Annotated in this window: 19 protein-coding genes; 14 read left to right on the forward strand and 5 right to left on the reverse strand. The window is 72.6% G+C overall.

Going from position 1 to position 17234, the window contains the following annotated elements; genetic code table 11:
* Nucleotides 1-46: 46 nt before the first annotated feature.
* Nucleotides 47-457 (forward strand): DUF7994 family protein, encoded by a 411-nt coding sequence (locus NKG98_RS10125; protein ID WP_254765804.1) that lies wholly within the window; start codon nucleotides 47-49, stop codon nucleotides 455-457.
* A 77-nt stretch (nucleotides 458-534) separates the two neighbouring features.
* Nucleotides 535-1509: an ABC transporter ATP-binding protein gene (locus NKG98_RS10130; RefSeq protein ID WP_254765805.1), complete on the forward strand. Its 975-nt coding sequence runs from the start codon at nucleotides 535-537 to the stop codon at nucleotides 1507-1509.
* 46 nt (nucleotides 1510-1555) lie between these two features.
* On the opposite strand, the gene NKG98_RS10135 is transcribed toward NKG98_RS10130, so the two are convergent.
* Nucleotides 1556-2620: a COG1361 S-layer family protein gene (locus NKG98_RS10135; protein ID WP_254765806.1), complete on the reverse strand. Its 1065-nt coding sequence runs from the start codon at nucleotides 2618-2620 to the stop codon at nucleotides 1556-1558.
* A gap of 196 nt (nucleotides 2621-2816) precedes the next feature.
* On the opposite strand from NKG98_RS10135, the gene NKG98_RS10140 reads away from it, so the two are divergent.
* Together NKG98_RS10140 and NKG98_RS10145 are read left to right on the forward strand one after the other, a co-directional pair.
* Complete coding sequence (locus NKG98_RS10140; RefSeq protein ID WP_254765807.1) at nucleotides 2817-3617, forward strand: ABC transporter permease; 801 nt, start codon at nucleotides 2817-2819, stop codon at nucleotides 3615-3617.
* A 41-nt stretch (nucleotides 3618-3658) separates the two neighbouring features.
* The gene (locus NKG98_RS10145) at nucleotides 3659-4660 is read left to right on the forward strand and encodes a WD40/YVTN/BNR-like repeat-containing protein (protein ID WP_254765808.1); all 1002 of its coding nucleotides are present in this window, start codon (nucleotides 3659-3661) and stop codon (nucleotides 4658-4660) included.
* A 32-nt stretch (nucleotides 4661-4692) separates the two neighbouring features.
* Here the strand turns inward: NKG98_RS10145 and NKG98_RS10150 are convergent, their stop codons facing one another.
* A complete protein-coding gene (locus tag NKG98_RS10150) occupies nucleotides 4693-6114 on the reverse strand; it encodes a zinc metalloprotease (protein ID WP_254765809.1) in 1422 nt (473 codons plus the stop codon).
* Nucleotides 6115-6330: 216 nt separating this feature from the next.
* Here NKG98_RS10150 and NKG98_RS10155 point away from each other — a divergent pair, with 216 nt between their 5' ends.
* From NKG98_RS10155 to arsM, 7 genes are all read left to right on the forward strand, one after another.
* Complete coding sequence (locus tag NKG98_RS10155) at nucleotides 6331-6642, forward strand: 30S ribosomal protein S24e (RefSeq protein ID WP_254765810.1); 312 nt, start codon at nucleotides 6331-6333, stop codon at nucleotides 6640-6642.
* Nucleotide 6643: 1 nt separating this feature from the next.
* Nucleotides 6644-6778: a 30S ribosomal protein S27ae gene (locus NKG98_RS10160; protein WP_254765811.1), complete on the forward strand. Its 135-nt coding sequence runs from the start codon at nucleotides 6644-6646 to the stop codon at nucleotides 6776-6778.
* A gap of 113 nt (nucleotides 6779-6891) precedes the next feature.
* Nucleotides 6892-8508: a bifunctional N(6)-L-threonylcarbamoyladenine synthase/serine/threonine protein kinase gene (locus NKG98_RS10165; RefSeq protein WP_254765812.1), complete on the forward strand. Its 1617-nt coding sequence runs from the start codon at nucleotides 6892-6894 to the stop codon at nucleotides 8506-8508.
* 154 nt (nucleotides 8509-8662) lie between these two features.
* Nucleotides 8663-8944, forward strand: a complete 282-nt coding sequence (locus NKG98_RS10170; RefSeq protein WP_254765813.1) for a DUF5808 domain-containing protein — start codon at nucleotides 8663-8665, stop codon at nucleotides 8942-8944.
* Between the two features lie 77 nt (nucleotides 8945-9021).
* On the forward strand, nucleotides 9022-9573 hold the full coding sequence (locus NKG98_RS10175) for an XTP/dITP diphosphatase (RefSeq protein ID WP_254765814.1): 552 nt from the start codon (nucleotides 9022-9024) through the stop codon (nucleotides 9571-9573).
* Nucleotides 9574-9773: 200 nt separating this feature from the next.
* Nucleotides 9774-10160 carry an ArsR/SmtB family transcription factor gene (locus tag NKG98_RS10180; RefSeq protein WP_254765815.1) on the forward strand — a complete coding sequence of 129 codons (387 nt, stop codon included), beginning with the start codon at nucleotides 9774-9776 and terminating at the stop codon, nucleotides 10158-10160.
* Between the two features lie 9 nt (nucleotides 10161-10169).
* Complete coding sequence (gene arsM / locus NKG98_RS10185) at nucleotides 10170-10967, forward strand: arsenite methyltransferase (protein WP_254765816.1); 798 nt, start codon at nucleotides 10170-10172, stop codon at nucleotides 10965-10967.
* Nucleotides 10968-10974: 7 nt separating this feature from the next.
* On the opposite strand, the gene NKG98_RS10190 is transcribed toward arsM, so the two are convergent.
* From NKG98_RS10190 to NKG98_RS10200, 3 genes are all read right to left on the reverse strand, one after another.
* Nucleotides 10975-11448, reverse strand: coding sequence for a DUF7384 family protein (locus NKG98_RS10190; RefSeq protein WP_254765817.1), 474 nt, complete (start codon nucleotides 11446-11448; stop codon nucleotides 10975-10977).
* Nucleotides 11449-11628: 180 nt separating this feature from the next.
* The gene (locus NKG98_RS10195) at nucleotides 11629-12732 is read right to left on the reverse strand and encodes a putative sulfate/molybdate transporter (protein ID WP_254765818.1); all 1104 of its coding nucleotides are present in this window, start codon (nucleotides 12730-12732) and stop codon (nucleotides 11629-11631) included.
* 85 nt (nucleotides 12733-12817) lie between these two features.
* Nucleotides 12818-13693: a dihydrodipicolinate synthase family protein gene (locus NKG98_RS10200; RefSeq protein ID WP_254765819.1), complete on the reverse strand. Its 876-nt coding sequence runs from the start codon at nucleotides 13691-13693 to the stop codon at nucleotides 12818-12820.
* Between the two features lie 94 nt (nucleotides 13694-13787).
* On the opposite strand from NKG98_RS10200, the gene NKG98_RS10205 reads away from it, so the two are divergent.
* The 3 genes from NKG98_RS10205 (at nucleotide 13788) to thiD (ending at nucleotide 17207) form a co-directional block, all read left to right on the forward strand.
* Nucleotides 13788-14813: an AIR synthase family protein gene (locus tag NKG98_RS10205; protein WP_254765820.1), complete on the forward strand. Its 1026-nt coding sequence runs from the start codon at nucleotides 13788-13790 to the stop codon at nucleotides 14811-14813.
* A 61-nt stretch (nucleotides 14814-14874) separates the two neighbouring features.
* Nucleotides 14875-15915 (forward strand): AIR synthase family protein, encoded by a 1041-nt coding sequence (locus NKG98_RS10210; RefSeq protein ID WP_254765821.1) that lies wholly within the window; start codon nucleotides 14875-14877, stop codon nucleotides 15913-15915.
* Nucleotides 15912-17207, forward strand: coding sequence for a bifunctional hydroxymethylpyrimidine kinase/phosphomethylpyrimidine kinase (gene thiD, locus NKG98_RS10215; protein WP_254765822.1), 1296 nt, complete (start codon nucleotides 15912-15914; stop codon nucleotides 17205-17207). Before NKG98_RS10210 ends, thiD begins: the two co-directional genes overlap by 4 nt.
* Nucleotides 17208-17234: the final 27 nt, after the last annotated feature.

Here is a 17234-nt window from a genome sequence, read left to right on the forward strand (position 1 = left end):
CCCACCGAAACGATTATTCCGACCGTTTCTGTTCTCTCACCTACAGATGAGCGACGCACGGGAGACGTTCCGCCACGGCCTCGCCGCCGGCGGCTTCGCGATGCTGGCCGGACTGGGACTGCTCCTGCTCGTCTTCGGCGCCCCGGACGGGGGCGACCCGGAGTCGGTCGCGACGGTCGTCGCGCTCGCGCTCGTCGGCCTCGCGCTGCTGCTCGCCGGCCTCCGCGAGCGGACCGCGCTGGGCGTCGTGACGGTGCCGTGGAACCGGCTGGCGGCGCTCGGACTCGGCTTCGCGGCGTTATACCTCGGCGCCGGCGGCGCCGTCGCGGTCGTCGAGGGCTCCGCGACGGTCTGGAGTCTCACCCTGCTCGTCGTGGTGCCGTACTTCGCGTGGCTCGCATTCGAGTGCTGGGTCGGCGGGCGGTACATGGACCGCGAGACGTTCGCCGTCGAGTGAACTCGCCCGGGCGAACCGCCACGGTCTCGACCCCGACCACGATCAGGTATAAGCGTCTCAGGGCCGTCCCTCGGGACGTGACCGACGCGAGCGCGCCGCCGATCGAGGTCCGGGAACTGACGAAGTACTACGGCGACGTGCGCGGGATCGAGGACCTCACGTTCGCCGTCGACTCGGGCGAGGTGTTCGGCTTCCTCGGCCCGAACGGCGCGGGCAAGTCGACGATGATCCGCGTCCTGCTGGGGCTGTTGAAGCCGACCGACGGCGAGGCCCGGGTGCTCGGCCACGACGTGACCGACCGCGAGGAACTGCTCGCGGCCAAGCGTCGGCTGGGCTACCTCCCGAGCGACGTCGCCTTCTACGACCGCGTCACCGGCACGGAGATCCTCGACTACTTCGGACGGATCCGCGGCGACGAGCGTCGCGAGGAACTGCTCGACCGGTTTCCCGTCCCGCTCGACCGGCCGGTGAAGGCCTACTCCAGCGGCAACCGCCAGAAACTGGCCATCGTGGCGACGTTCATGCACGACCCGGAACTGACGGTCATGGACGAACCCACGTCGGGGCTCGACCCGCTCGTCCAGAACGAGTTCTACGCGCTGCTCGACGAGCAACGCGAGCGCGGCCGGACGACGTTTTTCTCCTCGCACATCCTGAGCGAGGTGCGCCGGGTCTGTGACCGCGTCGGGATCGTCCGCGACGGCCGGTTGATCGAACTCGACACCGTCGCGGGCATCATCGCCGAGAGCGGCACCGTCGTCCGGGTCCGCCTCGCGGAGGCGCCGCCCGCCGAGGAACTGACGTTCCCCGGCGTCGCGAACGTCGAGCGCGTCGACGGCGGGGACGGTGACGGGAGCGCCGCCTACACCCTCGTGCTCTCCCGGGAGTTCGACGCCCTGATCGACGCGCTGGCCCGGTACACGGTCGAGGATCTCGAAGTCCGCGAGGCGGCACTGGAGGACGTCTTCATGCACTTCTACGGCGGCGAGGACGAGGAGGGCGCGGAGCCGACCCCGGAGGGCGAGCGGATCGCCTCGGGAGGCGAGGCCTGACGCGCCGTCACCGTCGACGGTCGCCGCTACCGCGGCAGAGTGCGGGTCACCGCCGGCGCCACCACCAGACGGCGACGAGGGCGAGCACCGCCGCGGCGGCGGCGAACGGGGCGACCGACTCGACGTCCGTCTCGTCCTCTTCCTCGACGATCCGCACGGGCACCTGGATCGGGTCGGAACTCGTGCGCTCGCCGGCCTCGTCGTCGTAGGCGAGGGTTACCGCGACGCTGTCGGTCGTCTCGATCGCGTCCTCGGAGGATTCGAGGCCGAAGCGGACCGTCTCTGACTCGCCGGGGCCGAGCGTCCCGACGTAGGCCGTCGGCGACGGCGCGGACAGCGGCGGGCCGACGTCGACCGCGGCCACCACGTCGGTCGCCGTCTCGTTGCCCTCGTTCGTGACCCGGACCTCGTAGGTCGCCTCGGCGTCGACCGGGACGCTCGCGGTGACGTTCGTCGCGCCGAACCGCCGGTCCTCGGCCACGTCGACGCCGATCACGGCGGGCCCGACGGTGCGGACCTCCCGCTCGTCCGGATCCGCCGCCTCGATCTCGACGGCGTACTGGACCGAGGCGTACAGCGGGTAGGTTCCGGGCTCCGTCCGCGTCGATCCGACCTCGACCGCGACCGTCTCGGAGTCGGCGGTCAGTAACTCGTCGAGGTAAAACGAGTGTGCCCCCTGCGGGCGCGACGGCGGGCCGAAAAACAGCGCCGGATCGTACGACCGCAGCGTGACGACGACGTCCGTCACCGTCTCGCCGGCCTCGTTGTCCACCTCGAACGTCAGCGTCCCGACGCCCTCGGCCGGGACGGTCCCCTCTTCGAGGTCGACCTCGATCTCGGGGTCGTCCTCGGGGTCGTAGAGCGGGGGTTCGGTCGCCTCCCGGCCGTCGAACCCGTCGGGGGCGGGGCCGTCGGCCGGCACGTCCGGGGTCCCGTTCGCGGCCGTCTCGTTCTCCGGTCGGTCGTCCTGCCGGGCCGTCGCGGACGGGATCGCCGCGGGCGTCGCGAGCGCGAGGACGAGGACGAGGACGAGCGAGAGGGCGACGACCGTCGCGCGTCGTCGCGGTCGCCCTCGGCCGCGACGCGAGTCGGCGCCCGCCGGAAGCCACATACGACCCCCGGAGACGACCCGCCGGCCGATAAGGGAGCGGGGCCGTTCAGGCGCGTAGGCGCCGGCTACCCCGATTTCGAGCGGCCAACGGGCGGTTGTCCGCGTCGCGTTCCCCCGTCTCGGCGGCCGTCGGGCGGCCTCGCGCCGACTCGGCTCCACCTATATGTGGCCCGCTCGCGTCGGTTCCACCACCCGGATGCTCGAGATCACCTCCTTCGAGGCCACCCGACGGCTGCGCGGCACGCTGTTGCTGTCGGCCGCCCTGCTCGCGCTGATCGGCCTCACCGTCGCGCTGTTCCCGTCGATCAGCGACGCGGGCGTCGACCTCGACGCCTACCTCGAGACGCTCCCGGAGGAGGCGCGACGGGCGTTCGTCGGCAACGTGACGACGATCACGACGATCGAGGGCTACCTCGTCTCGCAACTCTACCAGTTCGCGTGGGTGTTGTTGCTCGCGATCTACTACGCCTACGCCGCGGCGTCGACGATCGCGGGCGAGGTCGAGCGCGGGACCGCCGACGTGATGCTCTCGCTGCCGGTCTCGCGCACGCGCTTCGTCGTCGGGAAGTTCCTCGCGCTCGTGCCGAGCGTCCTCGTCGTCAACGCGGTCACGTTCCTCGGGGTGTACGTCGCCGTCCGTCTGGTCGACGAGTCGATCGACGCGGCCGACCTGTTCGCGGTCCACGCCCACTCGGTCCCCTACCTGCTCGCGTGTGCCGCCGTCGGCCTGCTGGCGTCCGTGGTCGCGTCGTCGGCCCGCCGGGCCCAGACCGTCGCCATCGGCGCCGTCTTCGGGATGTTCCTGCTCGATACGCTCACGTTCGACACCGACTACGAGACGCTGGGCGACCTCGCGTTCTCGCGGTACTTCGACCCGGGCGCGATCCTCGTCGACGGCGACCTCGCGTGGGGCGACCTCGCGGTCCTCGCGGTCGCCGCCGCCGTCCTCGTCGTCGTCAGCGCGGAGTACTTCGAGCGCCGCGACCTCTCGGGGTAGGCCGGGACACCGCTTTCACGCCCGGGATCGTAGTTCGAGGCATGACGACCCTGCACGCCGCGATGCGGGATCGGCTGCTGGTCTGCGAGCGCGACCCCGACGGCGACCGGGCGGCGACCGAGCGCCTCGCCGGCTACGACATCGAGTGCGTCGCCTGCTCGCCAGACGCGCCCGACCGCGTCTTCGTCGGCACCTTCGAGGACGGCCTCCACCGCTCGACCGACGGCGGCGACTCCTTCGAGCGCGTCGACGAAGGGGTCGCCGGCGACGCCGTCACGTCGGTCGCGGTCGACCCGCACGACCCCGACGTCGTCTACGCGGGCACCGAACCCAGCCGCGTCTACCGCTCGACCGACGGCGGCGCCGCGTGGACGCACCTCGACGGCCTCGTCGACCTCCCCTCGGAGCCGGAGTGGTACTTCCCGCCGCGGCCGGACACCCACCACGTCCGCTGGCTCGAAGTCGACCCGTTCGACCCCGACCGCCTCTACGTCGGCATCGAGGCCGGCGCGCTCGTCCTGAGCGACGACGGCGGCGAGACCTGGCGCGAGCGCCCGCCCGGTTCCCGGCGGGACAACCACAGCCTCGCGACCCACCCCGACCGCGAGGGGCGAGTCTACGCCGCGGCGGGCGACGGCTACGCCGTCTCGGACGACGGCGGCGAGTCGTGGAACCATCCACAGGAGGGACTCCGGCACCGCTACTGCTGGTCGGTCGTCCCCGATCCGGGCGACCCCGACCGGGTGCTCGTCTCGGCCGCGAGCGGCGCGCGGACGGCCCACGCCGCGAGCCGAGCCGAGTCGTACGTCTACCGGCGGGCGGGCGACGGGCCGTGGGAGCGCCTCGACGGCCGGGGGCTGCCGACCGGCGAGGGCGTCGTCCGGGCCGTCCTCGCGACGACCGGCGAGCCCGGGACCGTCTACGCCGCGACGAACCGGGGGCTCTTCCGCTCGCGGGACTTCGGCGACGCCTGGACCCGGCTGGGCGTCGCGTGGGACGAAGAGCTGGAGCGGCTGACCCCGCGCGGACTCGCGGCCGTCTAGCGACGAGCGGACGCGAGCGACCGCGGGCGCCGCTACCGCGGACGCGCTCGCGGGTCGTCGGTCGCTTCGTCCACCGCCTCGACAGCGGCGGCGATCCGTCGGGCGACCGTCTCGTTCGAACTCGCGGCGTACGGTTCCAGATCGTCTCGATACGGTTCGAGGACCGCCGGGTCGCGCTCGGCGAGTTTCAGTATCGGGAGCGAGAGGTTCGACCTGTCCCCGTCGGCCACCTCGTCGTCGGTCAGCGCCTCCACCAGCACGTCCGCGTCGTCTCGAAAGACGCCGGGGTCGTTCAGCGAGAGGTGGGCCGCTAGCTGCACTCCGACGGACCGAACGTCAGACGAGGCGTCGGCGAACGCCTCGAGCGCGACGTCCCGAAACGCCCGCGGATCGTCGGTGTGTTCGGCGCGTCTGGCGAGGACGGCGAGCAGGTGATAGCGAGCGAGCGAGTCCGGTTCCTCGCGCCACCGCTCGACGACGGTCCCGTCCCAGCGGGCCAGCCGTTCCGGGTCCGCCGTAGCGACCACGTGAAGGGCGTGCGCACACGTTCGTCGGACGTGGTCGTACTGATCCCCGAGGTGTCGAACGAGGGAGGCGATCGCCTCGTCGTCGAGCGGTTCGTCGCCGCGGGCGCGACGTCCGAGCAGGTGAACGCGACGGTAGACGACCGGCGTCAGTTCGACGAACGGGCGGTTCGGGCGTCGGAGGCGGGCGAGCGAGACGGAGACGAATCCCGTCCCCCGCTCGAACGGCCCGAGGAACAGTCCGACGGCGGCGTACGCGAGGTACGTCGGGTACAGGGCGACCGCCAGGTCGACGCCGTGCAGTCCCACCGCCGTGATCACGACGCCGTAGAGGAGCCCGAAGCCGAGCGCGCTGCTCGACAGGAGAAAGAGGACGACGGCTGGCGGGTAGGTGAGCCGGCGTTCGAGACCCGCCGCGTCGAGTGCGGCGTCCATCGCGGTCAGCGCGTCGCCCGGACTCGGCATCGCCGTCACCGCCGTGGCACAGCCGACCCAGAGGCCGCCGACGGCCAGCAGCCGTTCGAACCGCGTCGCGTCCGCGAGGTGACCGGCGTACACCCTCGCGAGCGAGGTCACGGAAGAGGGGTACGCGAGGAAGTCGACGACGAGAACGGTGTTCGAGAGGAGCGCGAAGACGACGAGCGCGAGGACGGTGTTGGCCACGAGCGGCCCGAGAGAGACCAACAGCGCCTTCCACGCCGATTCGATCGGTTCGTGAGCGACCCGTCCCCCGCCGCGCCCACCCGACGTGAGCGCCGTTTGCGGCCACTCGAAGGGCGTGATCTCGCGGATCTCGATTCCGAGGAGTCGACAGACCGCCGCGTGGCCGAGTTCGTGGGCCACGATCCCCGGAACGAAGAGCACGTCGAGTAGCCTGGCGAGCGAGCGGACGTCGGCGAGCCGTTTCCCGAGGGCGACTGACGCTGGCATACGATACCCGCTCGCTCGTCCACCGTAAAACTATACTAACCGCCGACACGTTCGGGCGAGCGTCTTCGCCCGACCGACGCGGCGAGGGTCCCGCCGCTTCCGGCCGAACGCGTACGGAAAGCGGCCGAAGGCGACCGAGAGCGGACGGAATCACCGGGGGGAGGTCGAAATCCTTTTACACGCGTCCGCGGCATAGTAGAGTAACTGAGTGATATCATGGACGTCGACATCGTCTCCGAGGAGGAAAACCCCATGTTGCACAGGACCGACGTGACGTTCGAGCTGACCCACGACGAGGCCACCCCCTCTCGCCTGCAGGTTCGCGACAGCCTCGCGGCGAAGCTGAACAAGGACGCCGACGAGGTCGTCATCCGCAAACTCGACACGAAGTTCGGGATGCGCAAGACCGTCGGCTACGCGAAGGTCTACGACAGCTCCGAGTACGCCACGGAGGTCGAACAGGAGCACATGCTCGAACGCAACAAGATCACCACCGACGAGGGCGACGCCGAGGCGGAGGAGGCCTGAGATGGCGCGCCACGAACTCTACAACGACGAGGGCGAGACCGAGCGCGAGAACTGCCCGCGCTGTGGCGACTCGTTCCTCGCCGACCACGGCGACCGCCTCCACTGCGGGAAGTGCGGCTACACCGAGTGGGAGTAACGAGACGGTGAGCGGAGCGACGCGTCGGGCGCGAGCGGGCCGTCTCGCGCCCGGGGGATCGCCCGCGACCGACCGCCCGTTCTGCGTTTCGAGCCGCGAGCGAAGTGAGTCCCGTGAGTGACCCAATCCGCGTCCTCGGCATCGAGGGCACCGCGTGGGCGGCCAGCGCCGCCGTCTACGATTCCGCGACCGACGACGTGTTCGTCGAGAGCGACGCCTACCAGCCCGACAGCGGCGGCATCCACCCCCGCGAGGCCGCCGAGCACATGCACGAGGCCATCCCGGAGGTGGTGGCGACGGCGCTCGACCGCGCCCGCGAGACCCACGACGGGACGGGCGCGCCGGTGGACGCCGTCGCCTTCTCCCGCGGACCCGGCCTCGGGCCCTGCCTGCGGGTCGTCGGGACGGCCGCCCGCGCGCTGAGCCAGAGCCTCGACGTGCCGCTGGTCGGCGTCAACCACATGGTCGCCCACCTCGAGATCGGTCGCCACACCTCGGGCTTTTCCTCGCCGGTCTGCCTGAACGCGAGCGGGGCGAACGCCCACCTGCTGGCCTACCGGAACGGCCGCTACCGCGTCCTCGGGGAGACGATGGACACCGGCGTCGGCAACGCCATCGACAAGTTCACCCGTCACGTCGGCTGGTCCCACCCCGGCGGCCCGAAGGTCGAGGAAGCCGCGAGCGACGGCGAGTACGTCGACCTCCCGTACGTCGTCAAGGGGATGGACTTCTCCTTCTCGGGGATCATGAGCGCCGCGAAGGCGGCCTACGACGACGGGGTGCCCGTCGAGGACGTCTGTTACTCGCTGCAGGAGAACGTCTTCGCGATGCTCGCCGAAGTCTCCGAGCGCGCGCTCTCGCTGACCGGCAGCGACGAACTCGTGCTGGGCGGCGGCGTCGGGCAGAACGCCCGCCTCCGGGCGATGCTCGAAGAGATGTGCGAGGCCCGCGGCGCGACGTTCCACGCGCCCGAGCCCCGCTTCCTGCGCGACAACGCCGGCATGATCGCGGTGCTTGGCGCGAAGATGTACGCCGCCGGCGACACGCTCGCGCTGGCGGAGTCGCGGGTGAACCCCGACTTCCGGCCGGATCAAGTGCCCGTCACCTGGCGCGACGGGCACGAACTCACCTTCGCCGGTCGCGACGAGCGCGAGGTCGAGGGCGCCGAGGCCGTCGTCGAACTCGACCCCGACCGCGGGCGCGTCGTCAAGCGCCGCCTCCCGAAGTCCTACCGTCACCCGGACCTCGACGCCCGCCTCCGGCGCGAGCGGACGACCCTCGAAGCGCGGCTGACGAATCTCGCTCGCCGCGAGGGGGTCCCGACCCCCGTCGTCCGCGACGTCGACCGCCGGGCGGCGACGATCGAGTTCGAGTACGTCGGCGGGACGGACCTGCGAGAGGCGCTCGCCGCGGACCGCGTTCGGGCCGTGGGCCGGCACCTCGCTGCGATCCACCGCGCGGGGTTCGTCCACGGCGACCCGACGACGCGCAACGTCCGGGTCGACGGCGAGGGGACCTACCTGATCGACTTCGGCCTCGGCTACCACACCGACCACGTCGAGGACTACGCGATGGACCTCCACGTCTTCGACCAGAGCCTCGTCGGCACCGCGGACGACCCCGAACCGCTCCGGGCGGCGTTCCGCGAGGGCTACCTCGACGCGGGCGAGGAGCGGGTCCTCGACCGCCTCCGGGAGGTCGAGGGTCGGGGCCGGTACGTCGGCGAGTGACCGCCGAACCGGCGGCCCCGTCCTCCGGGGCGTACGTCGCGTCGAGGCCGCCGCGACGGCGCCGGCGGGACTGTGACGGCCCGCCGAGTCGCCGGCACTCGCGCGGTGCAGTCAGCACACAATACTCTTACCGCGGGGAGTCGTATCATCGCGCATGGCAGACAAGCCGACTTCCGGTGAGATCCTCGGGATCCCGTACAACTTCGAACGACCGAGCATGGGGCGGATGCTCTCGGCGTACTGGCAGCCCGGCGAGGGAATGCTCGTCGAGAAGCCTTTCGGCGTCGGCTACACCCTGAACCTCGCGAACTGGCGGTCGTGGATCGTCGTCGTCGTCGCGGGCGCGCTGCTCTGGCAACAGGAGAAAGGCGGGACGGAGACGGCCGACGAGGTCGACGAACCCGTCGAAGTGATCGTCGACGAGGACGACGACTGAGCGGTTTCTCCGCGACGGTACCGACCGTGAGGCGGCGAACCGACGACGCTTTGAGGACGCCGGACCGCCCCTCAGACATGCTCGTTCGGTTCGTCACCGGCAACGAGGGGAAAGCCCGCGAAGCGCGGGAGTACCTCGACGGGATCACGGCGGTCAACCAGGTCGAGTACGACTACACCGAGATCCAGAGCGACTCGCTCGGGGAGATCGCCGCCCACGGCGCGCGCGAGGCGTTCGAGGCGCTCGGCGACACCGAACCGGTGCTCGTCGACGACGCCGGCCTGTTCGTCGAGGCGCTCGGGGGCTTCCCGGGGCCGTACTCGGCGTACGTCGAGGACACCGTCGGCGTCGAGCGCCTCTGGCGGCTGGCACGGGAGGAGGAGAACCGCCGGGCGCGCTTCCGGACGGTGCTCGCGTACGCCGACGCCGAGCGGACCGAGACGTTCGAGGGGTCGGTCGCCGGCACGCTCGTCGCGCCCCGCGGCGAGGGCGGCTTCGGCTACGACCCCATCTTCGAGTACAACGGCACGACGCTCGCGGAGATGAGCACCGAGGAGAAAAACGCCATCTCCCACCGCGGCCGCGCGCTCGCGACGTTCGCGGAGTGGTACGCCGACCACCACGACTGATCGGGGTCGGCGGCCAAGTCGTATCGGGAACATACGATCTGTTCTGAAATCGGTCCGGAGGGGTTCTACTCACGGCGGCGAGTTCGAGGGGATGAGCGTAGCCGTTCGGCAGACTTATACCGGTACGGCCCGAGACGTGTTCGTAGGCGAACGGCCGAAGAACGACTCCCGTCGGCCCGTTCGTATCGAGAAATCCCGATATGAGTTCGAACGATCCGGTCGGAGACGCCTGCTGTTCGCTCGCGGAACTCCACGACGACGTGGACGCGAGCGTCGAGGCGCTGGCGGACCGACGCCCCGACGAGGAGGGGATCGACGGCCGGCGAGCCGTCTTCGCCGCGCTGGCGAACGAGCACCGACTGCGCGCGCTGGCGGCGCTGCGCGAGGGCGAACTCTGCGTCTGCGAGTTGCAGGTCGTCCTCGAAGCGCCCCAGTCGACCGTGGCCACCCACCTGCGGACGCTGCGGGAGGCCGGCCTCGTGAAGACGCGCAAGAAAGGGAAGTGGACCTACTACCGGATCGCCGACACCGCCGCGCTCGAACTGCTCGACGTGGCGGCGGCCGTCGACGTTCCGACCGACGACTGAGACACGATCATGACCGACACCCACGCGAACGGAGACGACGACGGATCGCCCGCCGACCGCCGCGCGGCCGTCCGCGAGCGCTACGGCGCCATCGCGAGCGACGACGGCGGCTGCTGTGGCTCGACCTGCTGCGACGACGCCGACGAACCCGGAAAGCCCGCCGCGGACCTCGGCTACGACCCCGCGGACCTCGACGCGGCGCCGGAGGGGTCGAACCTCGGACTCGGCTGTGGCAACCCGGTCGCCCTCTCGAACCTCGAACCGGGGGAGACGGTGCTCGACCTCGGCGCCGGCGGCGGCTTCGACTGCTTCCTCGCGGCCGAGGAGGTCGGCCCCGAGGGGCGCGTGATCGGCGTCGACATGACCCCGGAGATGGTCGAGCGCGCCCGGGAGAACGCCCGCGAGAGCCCCCACGGGAACGTCGAGTTCCGCCTCGGCGAGATCGAACACCTGCCCGTCGCGGACGGGTCGGTCGACGTCGTGATCTCGAACTGCGTGCTCAACCTCTCGCCGGAGAAACCCCGGACGCTCGCGGAGGCCTACCGCGCGCTCACCCCCGGGGGCCGGCTCTCGGTCTCGGACCTCGTGGCGACCGAACCGCTCCCCGAAGACCTCCGCGAGGACCTCGACGCCGTCGCAGCCTGCGTCGGCGGCGCGGCGACCGTCGCGGAACTGGAGGGGTGGCTCGCGGACGTCGGCTTCGAGGCGGTCGAGGTCGTCGAGGAGGCCGACTGGGACCGGGACGGAGCCGAGGACGTCCCGATCGTCTCGGCGCGGATCGAGGCGCGAAAGCCCGTCGACGCCTGACGCCGACTCACGCCCGCGGGTCGCGATCCGGGCCGGGGTAGTCGCCGCCCTCGACGGCCGCGTAGAGGCTCTCGGGGTCGAACAGGCGCGCGAACGCGTCCGGCGAGCGGACGCTCACCGACACCCGCGGCTGGAGCGTCAGCCCGGCCTTCACCGAGCGCAGGCCCTCGTCGAACGAGAGGAGGTGCGCCGCCGACCCGTGGTGGGCCGAGGCCAGCGCGGGGTGGTCGCCCGCGGGGTGGTCGGCGCGGACGCGCTCGCGGTCGAGGCGCGCGCGGTGGTCGGCGGCGAGGTCGGCGTCGGCGAGCGCGGCGACCAGCGCCTCGGTCTCGTCGAGCAGCGGGTCGCTCGCGACGAGTTCCACCCAGGAGTGCCGGCGGACGCGGTCGAGCGCCTCGCGGGCGGCGCCGCCGACGAGCAGGTCCGCCGCCAGCACGTCCGCGTCGGCGACGATGCGGGCGGGATTCGGCCGCTCAGGCATCGTCGCCCTCCCGTCGGCGCGCGAGTTCTTCGCGGACGGCGTCGAGCGAGACGTCGTACTCGTCGGCGCGGTCGAACAGGTCCCGCCAGCTTCGGCTCATGAGTGGACCGTGGCGCCCCGGCGGAAAAAGTCGGTCGTTCGGAGGGTCCCGGCCGGCCGACTCGCGGCCCGCGGGCGCGCTTACCGTTCGGTCGCCAACAGTCGGTGCGCGACGGCCCCGAGGACGAACGCGACGCCGACGTTGCCGACCAGTCCGACGAGGCCGACGCCGACGACGACCGCGAGCGAGCGCGCGTCGGAGACGGCGCCGAGCGCCGTCCGGCCGAGTTCGAGGGCGACGACCGCAAGCAGGACGCCGAGGATGGCGAGCGGGAACGCGGCGAGGACCGCGCCCGCGGCGACGAGCGCGAGCAGGAGGTAGCCGACGCCGAGGATGACGTTCGCGCCGCCGGTCCGCGCGCCGAAGGCGTGCTTGCCCGCGAGGCCGCCGCTGCCGTGGCACATCGGGATGCCGCCGAACGGGACCGCCGCGAGGCAGGTGACGCCCATACTCTTCGAGAGGGCGTCCGGCGAGAGTCGCCGGTCGTAGAGGTCGTCACAGAGCAGCGCGGTCGCGATGGCCGCGTTCCCGACGGTCATCCCGAGTTGCGCGACGGTCCCTTCGACGGCGGCGACGCTGGCGGCGGGCGTTCCGGCCGGGAAGAGCGTCGCCTCGGGGAGTCGCGGCGCGGGGAGGCCGGCCGTCCGGAGCGCGACCGCCGCGCCGATGGCGAGGACGACGAGCGCGCTCGCCCGCCGGTGGCCGAGCAGAGTGAGCGCGGCGACGACCGCGAGGCCGCCGACCGCGACGGGGACGTCCGCGAGCGAGAGGTCGACGGCCGCCTCGAGCAACAGCAGCGCGACGGCGAACTGGACCCCGCGAACGACGGGGGCGCCGACGACGGCCTGAAGCCGGCCGACGAGGCCGAACCGGCCGACGACGAGCAGGGTCGCGCCCGCGAGCAGGCCCGCGGCGGCGAGTTCGGGGTACGAGAGGCTCCCGACGATGGCGAGGCCGACAAGCGCCTTCATCGGTTCGACCGACAGCGGCACCCCGTAGTGGAGCCCCCAGACGATCTGGAAGACGCCGAAGCCGACGAGGACGTGCGGGAGCGAGACGCTCGTCGTCGCGGCGAGGGCGACCAGCAGCGGCAGGACCGTAATCGAATCCCCTAGCGCGCCCGTCAGTTCCGACGTCGAAAATTCGAGGTCCGGCCGCGTCTCCGTCGCCGACGAATGCGCCATGTACGCCGGATACGGCGGGGAACGGTTTCAGCGTTTCCCGTAATCCCTCGCGGTCGTCCCGGCGGCAGAGCGTAACTCCTTCCAGTTACTCCCGCTCCCCCAGCGCCGCATCGAGCAGCGCCTCGACCTCGCGGGCGGCCGCGTCGTCGACGGGCGAGAGCGGGCGGCGCGGTCGGCCCGCTTCGAGCCCACGCAGCGAGAGCGCGGCTTTCACGCCGGGGACGCCGTAGCGGGCCGTGATCGCGCGGTTGAGTTCGACGAGCGAGGCGTTCAGGGCGCGGGCGCCCTCGCCGTCGCCGTCCCGGTGGCGCCGGAAGACCTCGCTCGCGCGTCCGGGGACGGCGTTCGCCAGCGCGAGGACGCCGCCGTCGACGCCCGCGTCGAGCGCCGCGGCGTAGACGCTGCCGCTGCCGACCAGCACCGAGAAGTCGGCCTCGGCCGTGAACCGGACGAGTCGCTGGACGGATTCGAGGCTGCCACTGGAGTCTTTGATCCCCGCGACGTTCGGGTGGTCGGCGAGGGACTCGACCGTCCGGGGGTCGATCGCGTGGTCGGTGAACTTCGGCACGCTGTAGCAGTAGACCGGGACCGGCGACTCGTCGGCGAGGTCGCGGTAGTAGGCCGCGAGCGCGTCGTCGTCGACGCCGTAGTACGAGGGCGACACCACGAGCGCGGCGTCGGCGCCGGCCTCGGCGGCCCGCCGGGTCGTCTCGAAGGTCGGTTCGTACCCCTCCCGGCCGGTCCCCGCGAGGATCGGGAGGTCGGTCGCCCCGGCGACGGTCTCGACGACGGCGACGCGCTCGTCGGTCGAGAGCGCGGGGGCCTCGCCGGTCGAGCCGCAGGGCACGAGGAAGTCGACGCCGGCGGCTTCGAGCCAGCCGGCGAGGTCGGCGAGCGCGCCGTGGTCGACGGCGCCGGAGTCGTCGAACGGGGTCGCGAGCGGAACGCCAGTGCCGTGCATGGGCCCGGATTCGAGCGCGGGGGCTAAAGCGTGGTGGGGTCGCGGCGAGACGCGTACCAGTACCGCTAAGGCCGTCCGGCGGGACCGTCAGGCCGTGAGCGACCTCGGAAAGATCGACCGGCAGTTCTTCGACCGCCACGTCGCCCCGCGGCTGGGAGCCGACCGGGCGGACGTCGCCCTCGGGCCGCGCCACGGCGTCGACTTCGGCGTGCTCGACGTCGGCGGCGAGGCCGTCGTCGCCGCGACCGACCCGCTGTCGATCCTCCCCGCCCTCGGCTTCGAGCGCGCCGCCCGGTTCGCGCTCGACCTGATCCTCGCCGACGTGGCCGTCAGCGGGATTCCGCCCTCGCACCTCTCGATCTGTTTCACCCTGCCGCCGGAGATGACCGACGCGGAGTTCGCGACCGTCTGGGAGACGATCCACGAGGAGTGTGCCGACCTCGGCGTCGCGGTCGTCACGGGCCACACCGCCCGCTACGCCGGCTGTTCGTACTCGTGGATCGGCGGCGCGACGGTCCTCGGCGTCGGCGACCACGACGCGATCGTCCGGCCCGACGGCGCCCGCGAGGGGGATCGGCTGGTGTTGACGACCGGCCCCGCCGCCGAGGCGGTCGGCCTCCTGACGACGCTGTTCGGCGACGAGATGGCCCTCCCCGAGTCGACGCTCGACGACGCCCGCGAGCGCCTCGACGACGTCTACGCCGTCCGTGACGCCCTGACGGCGGCCGCCGCGGGGCCGGTGACCGCGATGCACGACGTCACCGAGGGCGGCCTCGCGGGCGCGCTGAACGAGATGGCCGACGGCGCCGGCGCGCGGTTCGTCGTCGACCGCGGGGCCGTCCCGGAGCGACCGGGCGTCCGCGAGGTCTGCGAGTACCTCGACATCGACCCGTGGCGGGCGACGAGTTGCGGTTCGCTGCTCGTGGCCGTCGACCCGGCGGGCGTCGACGACGTGCTGGCGGCGCTGGCCGACCGGGGCACCGTCGCCGCGGAGATCGGCCGCGTCGAGGCCGGGTCGGGCGTCTACGCCGACGGCGAGCGGGTCGAGCGCCCGGACGTCGACCCCTCGTGGGAGGCGTACGCCGAACTCGCGGGCGAGGCGAGCGAGAGCGGCGAGTAGCGACCCGCACGAGACAGAGGGTACCACCACGGATTTGTACCACGGAAGAATACCTTCGGGTATGGACGAGTTGGGAAAGGCCGACCGCGAGTTCTTCGACGAGCACATCTACCCGAACCTCGGGGCCGACCGGGCGGACGTCGCCCTCGGGCCGCGCCACGGCGTCGACTTCGGCGTGCTCGACGTCGGCGGCGAGGCCGTCGTCGCCGCGACCGATCCCGTCTTCGTCATGCCGTCGCTGGGCTTCGAGCGGGCGGCGTGGTTCGCCTTCCACATCCTCGTCAGCGACGTCGCGGTCTCGGGGCTGGCGCCCTCGCACCTCAGCGTCGACTTCAACCTCCCGCCGGAGATCACCGACGCGGAGTTTGCGACCGTCTGGGAGACGTTCGACCGCGAGGCCCGCGACCTCGGCGTCGCGATCGTCACGGGACACACCGCCCGCTACGCCGGCTGTAACTACCCGATGGTCGGCGGCGCGACCGCGATCGCCGTCGGCGACCACGACGACCTGATCCGCCCCGACGGCGCCCGGCCGGGCGACCGCGTCGTCGTCACCAAAGGCCCCGCGATCGAGGCGACCGGCCTCATGGCCATCCAGTTCGCGGACCTGCTGGCCGACGACCTCGGGGGAGCGACGCTCGAAGCGGCGCAAGACCGCTTCTACGACATGAGCCCGGTACGGGACGCGCTGGTCGCCGCTGAGGCCGGCGACGGCGCCGTCACCGCGATGCACGACGCGACCGAGGGCGGCGTCCACGGCGGCCTCGTGGAGATGGCCCGCGCCGCGGGCGTCGGGATGACGGTCGAGCGCGACCGGATCCCCGTCCGCGACGGGGTTCGGGAGGTCTGTGACGCGGTCGGCATCGACCCGTGGATCTCCATCAGCGAGGGGACGCTGCTGGCGACGGTGGCCCCCGACGGCGTCGACGCCGTCCTCGCCGCGCTGGAGGCCGAGGGGGTCCCGGCGGCCGAGGTTGGCGAGGTGACCGAGGGCGGGGGCGCGGTCGTCGACGGCGACCCGATCGACCACCCCGACACCGACCCCTTCTGGGGCGCCTTCGAGGAGCAGATGGCGCGGCTCCGGGAGGTGAGCGAGGAATGAGGCGGCCCGCGCCCGACGCGCGGCCGGTCGCGCTCACGGTCGCCGGCAGCGACTCCGGCGGCGGCGCCGGGATACAGGCCGACCTCCAGTCGATGGCCGCCCACGGCGTCTTCGGGACGAGCGCGGTCACGGCCGTCACGGCCCAGAACACCCGCGGCGTCGACTCCGCGCACGTCCTGCCGCTCGAAGAGATCGAGGCCCAGATCGAGGCGGTACTCGGGGACTTCGACGTCGCGGCGGCCAAGACCGGCATGCTCGCGACCGCGCCGGTCGTCGACCTCGTCGCCGAGCGGGTCGCCGACGCCGACGTCCCGGTCGTCGTCGACCCCGTGATGGTCGCCGCCTCCGGCGACCGCCTGCTCGACGCGGACGCCGAGCGCGCCTACGAGGGGCTGATCGCGGACGCGACGCTGGTCACGCCGAACGCCGACGAGGCCGAGGTGCTGACCGGGGTCGCCGTCGAGGACGACGCGAGCGCCCGCGAGGCCGGCGAAGCGATCCGCGAACTTGGCGCCGACGCCGCGCTCGTCAAGGGCGGGCACGTCCCCGGCGACGCCGTCAGGGACGTGCTGGTCGCGGCCGACGGCGTCGAGATATTCGAGCACCCCCGCGTCGAGACCGACGCCACCCACGGCTCCGGCTGTACCCTCTCGGCGTCGATCGCCGCCCGCCTCGCCCGCGGGGAGGCCCTCGCGGACGCCGTCGAGGCCGCGACCGCCTACATGGAGCGGGCCGTACGCTACCACTACGACGTCGGCGAGGGGCCGGGCGCGGTCAACCACCTCGTCGGCCTCCGGAACGACGCGGCCCGCGAGCCGACGGCCGAGGCCGTCCGTGAGGCCGTCGACCGCCTCGCCGACGTCGACGTCGCGGCGGTGATCCGCGAGGGCGGCACGACCGTCGTCGGCGCCACCCCGTGGGCGGAGACCGTCGAGGAGGTCGCGGCCGTCGAGGGCGGCCTCGCGCGCACTCCCTCGGGCGTCCGTCCGAACGGGGACGTCCGCTTCGGCGCCTCGGACGACGTCGCCCGGACCCTGCTCGCGGCGCGCGAGGCGTTCCCCGACCGCCGGTTCGCCGCCGACCTCCGGGCCGGCGGGGACGTCCGGCGGGCGGTCGACGCCCTCGGCTGGGACGTCGCGGCGGCCGACGAGGCGCTCTCCGACCGGGCGGCGCCGCCCGTCGCCGTGTTCGACCGCGACGGCGACGGCGACGCGGGGACCGCGACGCTGCTCGCACGCGAGGCGGGGACGCTCGTCGAGCGGACGCTGGCGCTCTCCGACCGGGTTCGCTGATCGTCGGCGCCGGACGGGTGGCTTTTT

Source organism: Salinilacihabitans rarus (genome assembly GCF_024296665.1).
Classification (GTDB): Archaea; Halobacteriota; Halobacteria; order Halobacteriales; family Natrialbaceae; genus Salinilacihabitans; species Salinilacihabitans rarus.